The 6,358-nt window shown below is 73.6% G+C and carries 8 protein-coding genes; 5 read left to right on the top strand and 3 right to left on the bottom strand.

What is annotated here, in order from left to right; translation table 11 throughout:
• Window positions 1-146 precede the first annotated feature (146 nt).
• The 3 genes from AC2W7G_RS07440 to AC2W7G_RS07430 form a co-directional block, all read right to left on the bottom strand.
• Window positions 147-824, bottom strand: coding sequence for an ABC transporter permease (locus AC2W7G_RS07440; protein ID WP_485867871.1), 678 nt, complete (start codon window positions 822-824; stop codon window positions 147-149).
• Window positions 821-1,633, bottom strand: coding sequence for an ATP-binding cassette domain-containing protein (locus AC2W7G_RS07435; RefSeq protein ID WP_485867870.1), 813 nt, complete (start codon window positions 1,631-1,633; stop codon window positions 821-823). Before AC2W7G_RS07435 ends, AC2W7G_RS07440 begins: the two co-directional genes overlap by 4 nt.
• Window positions 1,634-1,715: 82 nt before the next feature.
• The gene (locus AC2W7G_RS07430; RefSeq protein ID WP_485867869.1) at window positions 1,716-2,510 is read right to left on the bottom strand and encodes an SDR family NAD(P)-dependent oxidoreductase; all 795 of its coding nucleotides are present in this window, start codon (window positions 2,508-2,510) and stop codon (window positions 1,716-1,718) included.
• An 81-nt stretch (window positions 2,511-2,591) separates the two neighbouring features.
• On the opposite strand from AC2W7G_RS07430, the gene AC2W7G_RS07425 reads away from it, so the two are divergent.
• The 5 genes from AC2W7G_RS07425 to AC2W7G_RS07405 form a co-directional block, all read left to right on the top strand.
• Window positions 2,592-3,101: a DUF421 domain-containing protein gene (locus tag AC2W7G_RS07425; RefSeq protein ID WP_485867868.1), complete on the top strand. Its 510-nt coding sequence runs from the start codon at window positions 2,592-2,594 to the stop codon at window positions 3,099-3,101.
• 139 nt (window positions 3,102-3,240) lie between these two features.
• Window positions 3,241-3,792, top strand: coding sequence for a DUF305 domain-containing protein (locus AC2W7G_RS07420; RefSeq protein ID WP_485867867.1), 552 nt, complete (start codon window positions 3,241-3,243; stop codon window positions 3,790-3,792).
• 44 nt (window positions 3,793-3,836) lie between these two features.
• On the top strand, window positions 3,837-4,403 hold the full coding sequence (locus tag AC2W7G_RS07415) for a molybdopterin-dependent oxidoreductase (protein WP_485867866.1): 567 nt from the start codon (window positions 3,837-3,839) through the stop codon (window positions 4,401-4,403).
• A 208-nt stretch (window positions 4,404-4,611) separates the two neighbouring features.
• Complete coding sequence (locus tag AC2W7G_RS07410) at window positions 4,612-5,133, top strand: hypothetical protein (protein ID WP_485867865.1); 522 nt, start codon at window positions 4,612-4,614, stop codon at window positions 5,131-5,133.
• Between the two features lie 757 nt (window positions 5,134-5,890).
• Window positions 5,891-6,358, top strand: a 468-nt coding sequence (locus AC2W7G_RS07405) for a four-helix bundle copper-binding protein (RefSeq protein ID WP_485867864.1), incomplete at its 3' end; no start/stop codon positions are given.

Here is a 6,358-nt window from a genome sequence, read left to right as displayed (position 1 = left end):
GACGCCGCAGCGGCAGGCCGGCACCGCCGCGAGGACGAGGGCGGCCGCCGTGACGGCCAGGTGCTCACCCAGGCGGGCGGCGATGCCGGCGGCACCGGTCCAGCTGCCGGGGTCGAGGATCCAGGCCAGTGCGTCGAGCAGGACGTTCACGGCACCACCTCGCCGGAGGCGACCGGCTGTGCGCGGGACGGCCGCCGTGGCAGCCAGGGCGTCAGCAGGCGTCCGGCCAGGACGAGCAGCCCGTCCAGCAGCAGGGCCAGGATCATGGTGAGCCCGACACCGACCAGCACCTCGCCGGTGATGCCGCGCTGGAAGCCGTCGGTGAGCAGCGTGCCGAGGCTGGAGATGCCGACCAGCGCCCCGATCGTCACCAGGCCGACGGTGCTGACGGTGACCACCCGGACGCCCGAGAGCAGCACGGGCACCGACAGCGGCAGGTCGACCCGCCAGAACAGCGCCCGTCGGCCGTGGCCGACGGCCTCGGCGGACTCGTGGACGCGCCGGTCGACCGAGTCGAACGCGTCGCAGGCGGTGCCCACCAGGAGAGCGGTGCCGTAGAGGGCGAGCGCCACGACCAGCGTGGCCGGTGAGCGCAGCGGAACGCCGAGCACGAGCGGGATGACGATGAGCAGCGGCAGGGCCGGGACGGCGTACACGATGCTCGCGGCTCCGAGGACGTACGGGCGCAGCCGCGGCCGCCGGTGAGCGACGCGGCCGAGCGCCACCGCGGCCACGACGGCGAGGGCGATCGAGGGGACCGACAACGCGAGGTGCTGGAGGGTCAGCTCGACGGTCCAGTCGACGTTGTTGCGCAGCCAGGTCACGACAGGGTCCCGAGCGGACGTCCGGCACCGTCGACCACGACCTGGCGGCCCTCGATCGTGACCGTCGTGAGGGCGCGCCCCTCCTGGTCGGCCCCGACGAAGCGGCGGACGAAGTGGTCGACCGGCGCGGCCAGCACCTGCTGCGGCGTGCCGGCCTGGGCGACGACGCCGCCGGCGCGCAGCACGACCACCTCGTCGGCCAGCCGGAAGGCCTCGTCGACGTCGTGGGTGACCAGGACGATGGTCTTGCCCAGCTCGCCCTGGATGCGCAGCATCTCGTCCTGCAGCTCGCGCCGCACGATGGGGTCGACGGCGCCGAACGGCTCGTCCATCAGCAGGATGTTCGGGTCGGCGGCCAGGGCGCGGGCGACCGCGACGCGCTGCTGCTGGCCGCCGGACAGCTGGGCCGGGTAGCGCCGGGCCAGCGAGTCGTCCAGCCCCACCAGCCCGAGCAGCTCGACGGCCGCGGCGCGCGCGGCCCGGCGGGGCGTGCCGGTGAGCACGGGCACGGTGGTGATGTTGTCGACCACGGTGCGGTGGGGCAGCAGCCCTCCGGCCTGAGGGACGTAGCCGATGCGACGACGCAGCGTGACCTTGTCGAGCTCGCGCACGTCGGTGCCGTCGACCAGGACCGCGCCGGAGGTCGGCTCGACCATGCGGTTCACCATGCGCAGGAGCGTCGTCTTGCCCGACCCGGAGGAGCCGACCAGGGCGACCGTGCGGTGCGAGGGCACGACGCAGGAGAAGTCGGCGACCGCGACGGTCCCGTCGGGGTACGTCTTGGCGACGTTCCTCAGCTCGATCCCCACGACGTCCTCCAGACGGTCGGCGAGTGGCCCGCCGACAGCGTAGCCGTGCGCACCGACATGCGCCCGGGACGCGAGCAGCCCGCTACGGCAGGATCGCGTCGACGTACCCGCCGTCGACGCGCACGGCGCCGCCGGTGGTCGCCGACGCGAGCGGCGAGCTGAGGTAGGCGACCATGTTCGCGATCTCCTCGGGCTCGATCAGCCGTTGCAGGAGCGACTGCGGCCGGTGCACGCGCATGAACTCGCGCTGCGCCTCGTCCCACGGCAGCGTCCGGCCGACGAGCTCGTGGACGAAGTCCTCGACGCCGCCGGTGTGCGTCGGCCCGGCGATCACCGCGTTCACGGTGACGCCCGTGCCGGCGGCCTCCTTGGCGAAGCCGCGCGAGACGGCGAGCAGGGCGGTCTTGGACGTGCCGTAGTGGATCATCTCGGCCGGGATCACCACCGCCGAGTCGCTGGCGATGTTGAGCACCCGGCCCCAGCCTCGCTCCATCATCCCCGGCAGCGTGAGCCGGATGAGTCGTACGGCCGACAGCACGTTCGTGTCGAAGTAGCGGCGCCAGGCGTCGTCGTCGATCTCGAGCGCCTTCTCGGAGCCGAAGATGCCGAGGTTGTTGACCAGGACGTCCACGACCCCGCTCGCCTCCAGCACCGCGGCGGCGCCGTCGGCGTCGGTGACGTCGCCGGTCGCCGCCACGAGGTCGCGGCCAGGGGACTCGGCGAGCAGCTCGTCGATCGTGGTCTGCACGCGGTCGGCGTGGCGTCCGTTGACCGCGACCCGGGCGCCGGCGTCGGCGAGCGTCGCGGCGATCGCGCGGCCGATGCCCTGGGTGGAGCCGGTGACGAGGGCGGTGCGCCCAGCGAGGTCGATGCGCATGCTCGAGCCAAGCACAGCGGCGGCGGGCCCGCCTCGCCACGGGCGGTGGTCGAGTCGGCGGCGAGTGGGTACACGGTCGGCATGTGGTTCGACACCTGGTCCGACATCGTCCGTGTGCTGCTCGTGGGCGCCGCCTCGTACGGGACGCTCGTGCTCGTCGTCCGCGTCTTCGGGCAACGGACGCTGGCCCAGCTCAACGCCTTCGACTTCGTGGTCACGGTGGCCCTGGGCTCGACCCTGGCGACGATCCCGCTGAACAGCACGGTGTCCTGGTCCGAGGGCGCGGTCGCGTTCGCGCTGCTGGCCGCGGCCCAGCTGCTGGTGGCGCTGGGCACCAGCCGGTCCCGGGCGGTGCGGGGGGTCGTGACCACCTCGCCGGTGGTGATCGTGCGCGACGGGCGCCTGCTCGAGGACGTGATGCACCGGCACCGGCTGTCGACCGACGACGTCCGGGCGCAGGTCCGCGCCGCCGGCAAGGGCGGCCTGGACCAGCTCGCGGTCGTCGTGCTCGAGACCGACGGGAAGCTGAGCGTGGTCGGCAGCTCCGACGTCGGAGACGGGTGGGCGCTGGGTGACCTGCCCGGTTCGTGACCGACGGTCGCGGGTAGGACCCCACGACGACGGGCCCGCGCCGGCCCTGGACGGAGGAGCCCTGCCCGGTTCGTGACCGACGGTCGCGGGTAGGACCCCACGACGACGGGCCCGCGCCGGCCCTGGACGGAGGAGAGCAGTGGAGCAGCACGACCAGGCCGGACAGCAGCACCGGCCGCACCCGTACGGACGGTTCGCCCTCATGATCGCCGTGTCGACCTGCGCGATGCTCGCGCTGACCTACACGAACGTGTACGTCGCCAGCGACGTCCACCTCAGCGAGGAACGCGTCTACATGGCACTGCTGATGGGCAGCGTGATGGCGCTCATCATGTTCGCGTTCATGGCCGGTTCGATGTACCGCGACGCCCGACGCAACGTCGTCGTGGTCGTGCTGGCGGTGGCCGTGGCGGCGGTGTCGCTGACGCTCTCGCGGACGCAGGCCCTCGTGGACGACCGCGCCTACATGAAGGGCATGATCCCGCACCACTCGATCGCCCAGCTGACCAGCGAGCGCGCCGACATCGACGACGTGCGGGTCCGCGAGCTCGCCGACGGGATCTCCGAGACGCAGCGGCGCGAGATCCGCGAGATGGAGTGGCTGATCGACGACATCGCCGAGAACGGGCCGGTGACGACGCAGGCCGAGGCGCTGGAACGTCCCGTGCCGCGGTTCTCGGGCACCGACTGAACGCTGCGGGACACCGACGAGGAGACCGACGAGAGGAGCTCGCCATGCGACGCACGGACCGGATCGCCGAGCCGTGGGGGACGAGGACGCCCTACGGCCCGGGGGAGGACTGGCCGAAGCGGGTCGACACGCACCTGGCTGACGGACTCGAGGCCGACGACGTCGACCGCTGGGTGCAGACGGCCTCGATCCTGCACTCCAACGGCGACGCCCTGGACATCGCCGTGAAGGACGGCCGGATCGTCGGCGTCCGCGGCCGCGCCGACGACCGGGTGAACCACGGCCGCCTGGGACCCAAGGACCTCTACGGCTGGCAGGCCAACGCGTCCCCTGACCGGCTGACGAAACCGCTGGTCCGACGGGACGGGAAGCTGGTCGAGACCGACTGGGACACCGCGATGGAGGCGGTCGCCGGACGCACCCGGGAGCTGCTCGCCGAGCGCGGGCCCTCGTCGATCGGCTTCTACACGACCGGGCAGCTGTTCCTGGAGGAGTACTACACGCTCGGCTCATCGCCCACGGCGGCATCGGCACCAACCACGTCGACGGCTACTGGGACACCGCGGCCGGGCACGAGCCGGGCGACGAGGGCCGCGCGGCCAACGAGCTGACGCTCACCGACTGGGACCCGGCGTCCAAGCAACCGATCTTCAAGACCGCGGCCGCCGCGGCCACGCGGGTCGAGACGTCGGACGGGACGCCGTCACCGGCTCCGACGACGACCGCCTCACGGCCGGTCGCCTCCGACGTGCCGCCCACCCGCGGGGACGCGTCGGCACTCGCCACGGAGCAGGAATCACCCACCGCGGGAGGATCGCGATGACCATCAAGGGGACGCTGCGCAGCCTGCACGGCAACAAGGTCGGTGCGGCCGTCGAGGAGCTGCACCGGGTCGAGAACGACCTGGCCGGCACGCTGCTGACCGTGTCGGACCGGCACAAGGTGGACCACGAGGTCTTCCACGTCGCCCGCGACATCGCCCGCTGGTCGCAGATCCACGTCCGGCGGCTCAGCGCGGCCGGGCGGGCGTACGGCCTGGACCTGGACGCCGAGCCGCAGGACGAGGACACGCTGCGGGCCCGGCTGCGGCAGAAGGGCTCCGAGCTCACGGGCCGCTTCCACGAGCCGAACCTGCTGCTCCTGGCCGACCTGCGGCACGTCCACCGGAGGGCCGCCGGCGCGTCGCTGGACTGGGAGGTCCTGGCCCAGACGGCGCAGGCGATGCGGGACACGGACCTGCTGGCCGTCGCCGAGGCGTGCCACCCGCAGACGCTGCGCCAGATGCGATGGGCCAACGCGAAGGTCAAGGAGACCGCCGCCCAGATCATGGTCACCGGCTGAGGAGGACGACGATGGACGAGCCGACCCGCCGGACGGACGGATGCCCCGCGCAGCACTCCGTGCCGGCCCGCGTGGTGCTGCGGCCGATCGCGACCCCGCTGCCGCTGGGCTTCCTGGCCCTGTCCGTGGCGACGACCGCCTTCGCCGCCGTCCAGCTGGGGTGGGTCCCGGCCGACCAGGGCCGCACGGTCGCGCTCGGCGTCCTCGCGCTGACCGTGCCGATGCAGCTCGTGGCCGCGGTCATGGGCTTCCCTCGCCCGGGACCCGGTCGCCGTGACAGGCATGGGGATCCTGTCCGGCACCTGGGGCGCGGTGTGCCTGGCGACGCTGACCTCGCCGCCCGGTGCCACGAGCGAGGGGCTGGGCGTGGTCCTCGTCGGGTCGGCCGTCTGCCTGCTCGTCCCGGCTGCGGCGGCCACGAGCAAGGTGGTGCCGGCGTCGGTCGTCCTGACGAGCGCCGTGCGCTTCGGGGTCACCGGCGTCGCCCATCTGGTCGGTGGCCGGGCGTGGATGGAGGCCGCCGGCTGGGTCGGGATCGTGCTCGCCGTGCTCGGCGTCTACGCCGCACTCGCGCTCGAGCTGGAGGGCGCTCGGGGCCGCACGGTGCTGCCGCTCGGTCGCCGGGCCGCGGGCCGTCGGGCCCTCGACGGGCACCTGGACGACCAGCTCGGCGACGTCGCCACGGAGCCCGGCGTCCGCCAGCACTCTGAGCGGAGGCGGAGGTTTCGTCGTCGGTGGGTCCGGGTACTGCCGCGACATGACCGAACCGATGCTCCGGACCCATCCCTTCAGCGGCGGCGACGTCGACGCGCTGCTGCTGGCCTGCCTCGAGGCGTGCGCGGAGTGCGCGCGCACCTGCACGTCGTGCGCGGACGCGTGCCTCGCCGAGGACATGGTCGCCGACCTGCGCCGCTGCGTCCGCACGAACCAGGACTGCGCCGACGTGTGCGACGCGACGGCCCGCGTGCTCACCCGCCGGACCGAGCCCACGCCGGACGTGCTGCGCGCGGTGCTCGAGACCTGCGCGACGGTGTGCCGCGCCTGTGCCGACGAGTGCGAGTCGCACGCCCAGATGCACGAGCACTGCCGACTGTGCGCAGAAGCCTGCCGCGCATGCACGCAGGCCTGCGCGACCTGCTCGCGTCCCTGGGCTAGCCGGGCTCGGGTCGCGAGGACGGGGAGCGCCCCGACGACCGCCCGACCGGCGAGGCGGCGCCGGGGGCGC

The sequence above is a fragment of the Aeromicrobium sp. PFPM2_SD2 genome, from assembly GCF_057364525.1.
The sequence above is the reverse complement of the archived record's forward strand: the minus strand, read 5'-3'. Positions and strand labels throughout refer to the sequence as shown.

Coding starts and splice junctions, on each gene's coding strand:
- AC2W7G_RS07425 (WP_485867868.1), top strand. CDS start 2,592: ATGTGGTTCGACACCTGGTCCGACATCGTCCGTGTGCTGCTCGTGGGC.
- AC2W7G_RS07415 (WP_485867866.1), top strand. CDS start 3,837: ATGCGACGCACGGACCGGATCGCCGAGCCGTGGGGGACGAGGACGCCC.
- AC2W7G_RS07430 (WP_485867869.1), bottom strand. CDS start 2,510: ATGCGCATCGACCTCGCTGGGCGCACCGCCCTCGTCACCGGCTCCACC.
- AC2W7G_RS07410 (WP_485867865.1), top strand. CDS start 4,612: ATGACCATCAAGGGGACGCTGCGCAGCCTGCACGGCAACAAGGTCGGT.